The 2,484-nt window shown below is 72.1% G+C and carries 1 protein-coding gene; it reads right to left on the bottom strand.

Annotated elements, in window-relative coordinates; all coding sequences use genetic code 11:
- Positions 1–30: 30 nt before the first annotated feature.
- Entirely contained in the window at positions 31–2,208 is a 2,178-nt protein-coding gene (locus AB0M83_RS48510) for a bifunctional SulP family inorganic anion transporter/carbonic anhydrase (RefSeq protein ID WP_364529619.1), read from the bottom strand.
- Between the last annotated feature and the right edge of the window lie 276 nt (positions 2,209–2,484).

The raw sequence follows: 2,484 nt of genomic DNA, 5'->3' as shown, positions 1-2,484 counted from the left end.
GGGCCCCGGTGGACCCGGCCCGCGCCGACCTCACGCGCCCGGCACCACCACCTGGGCCCCCGCCGGGCGGAACGTCCGCTCCGCCGAGTCGAACAGGTACACCTGGGCCGTCCCGACCGCGAAGTACATCCCGGTCAGCTGCACCTTCCCCGCCGCCTCGGCGGCCGCGACCGACGGGTACTCCCGCAGGTGCTCCAGCTGCTGCAGCACGTTGTGCAGCGCCAGCCTGTCCCCTTCGCGCTCCGGGACACCGCCGTCCAGGGTGGCCGAGCCCGTGCGGTGCGCGCTCGGCTCCGCGTGCCGGAGCCAGACCGCCAGCGGACCCGGCGGCGGGCCGTCGGCCAGGGCCGCCATCGCGCCGCAGCCCGAATGGCCGCACACCACGATCTCCTCGACGCCCAGCACCCCCACCGCGTACTCGATCGACGCGTTCATCGACGGGTCGGCCAGGCCGGGCGGGACGAGGTTGCCGATGTTGCGGATCGTGAACAGGTCGCCCGGGCCGCTGGTGGTGATCAGGTTCGGCACGATCCGGGAGTCGCCGCAGGTGATGAACAGGGTGCGCGGGCGCTGGCCGTCGGCGAGGCCGGACAGCGTGTCACGCAGCAGCGGGGCCGCGCGGCGGTGGAACTCCGTCGCGCCGCGGCGGGTCTGCTGGGCCGGGATCCCTTCCACCGCCTGCCATTCCGACCACGGCGCGAGCCAGCGGGGCACCGCCCGGCTCGCGGCCAGCCGCGACCGCGTCGGACGGCCCGCCTTGCCCTCGCCGAACCACGGGTGGCCGACCTCGTCGACGTCCACCGTGCCGCCGGCGCGCTCGTGCGCCTGCTGCCACGTGGTGAGGCTTTCGAACGCCGCGTGGTCGAGGTAGTCGACGACCAGCTCGAGCCGCACCGGCACCCCGGCGGGGATGGCGCCGAGCACCTTCGACAGCCGCGGCACCGACAGGAACGTCAGGACGCCTTCGACGACCACGCGCCGGCTGTCGCCTTCCGCCTCGACGTGGATGCCGGACCACAACGTGCGGCGCAGCATCAGCACCAGCGAGAGCCCGATCCCGGCCAGGACGCCGGTGAGCAGGTCGAACACGACGACGCCGCCGAGGGTGAGCAGGTAGACGGGCAGGTCGCCGTGGGCGAGGACGGTCCTCATGTGCCCGGGGTTGACCAGTTTCGCGCCGACGTGCACCAGCAGGCCGGCGAGCGCGGCCAGCGGGATGCTCTGGATCAGCCCGGCCAGCAGGACGACGAACAGCAGCACCCAGACGCCGTGGAGCACCGCCGACGCCCGCGATTTCGCGCCGGCGGCGACGTTCGTGGAGCTGCGGACGATGACGCCGGTGACCGGCAGCCCGCCCACCGCCCCGGAGAGCATGTTGGCCGCGCCCTGGCCGACGAGCTCGCGGTTGAGGTTGGTGCGCGGGCCGGTGTGCAGGCGGTCGACCGCGACCGCCGAAAGCAGGCTTTCCACGCTGGCGATCAGGGCGATGGTGACGACGGCGAGCGCGAACCCGCCCCAGCCGCCGTCCGGCAGCTGCGGGACCAGGTGGATGTCGAGCAGGTCACCGGGCAGTTCGACGCGGGGCAGCGTCATCCCGGCGACCACCGACACGACCGTGGCGGCGGCGATCGCCGCCAGCGGCCCGGGTACCTTGCGGACGGCGGCCGGGAGCTTGGGCCAGAGCAGCAGGATCGCGATGGTGAGCAGGCCGATCAGGGTGGCGGAGTCGTGGTGGGCGACGATCTGGCCGGGCAGCTCGGCGATGTTCTCCACCGCCGAGCTCTGGGCCTTCCCGCCGAGGATGACGTGCAGCTGGCCGAGCACGATCGTGACGCCGATGCCGGCCAGCATGCCGTGCACGATGGCCGGCGAGATGGCCAGCGCGGCGCGGGCGATCCGGCTCAGCCCCAGCAGGATCTGCAGCGCGCCGGCGGCGACGGTGATGGCACACGTGACGGCCCAGCCGAACGTCTGGATGGTTTCGGCCATGACGACGGTCAGGCCGGCGGCCGGCCCGCTGACTTGGAGCGCGGAGCCGCCGAGGGCACCGGCGACGATGCCACCGACGACGGCGGCGACGAGCCCGGCGGCGACCGGCGCGCCCGAAGCGAGGGCGATGCCGAGGGACAGGGGGACTGCGACGAGGAAGACGACCAGTGAGGCCGGCAGGTCGTGGCGGAGCACGGCGAGGGGTCTCATGATCACCATGCAACCGGAAATCGTGTGAAATGTCCGCTATGCACCACTCGATCGAGTGAACAACTGGCCACATTTAGCCCGAACGTCACAAAACGGACAGATCGTTAACGTGCCGTTTACAAGATCATTTCTGTCAGGCGACAGTTGAATCCCGTACTACACAAGGGTTCCCGCCCACCGGCACAAGCGCCCCAATGTGGCCTTGGTTGCGTCAGACGCACCCAGCAAGACCGACGTCGAGAAGGCCCAGGACGTCCTCGGGGACGAGGCGTACCAGGTCGTCGG

The sequence above is a fragment of the Amycolatopsis sp. NPDC051106 genome (assembly GCF_040682775.1).
GTDB lineage: Bacteria > Actinomycetota > Actinomycetes > Mycobacteriales > Pseudonocardiaceae > Amycolatopsis.
The sequence above is the reverse complement of the archived record's forward strand: the minus strand, read 5'-3'. Positions and strand labels throughout refer to the sequence as shown.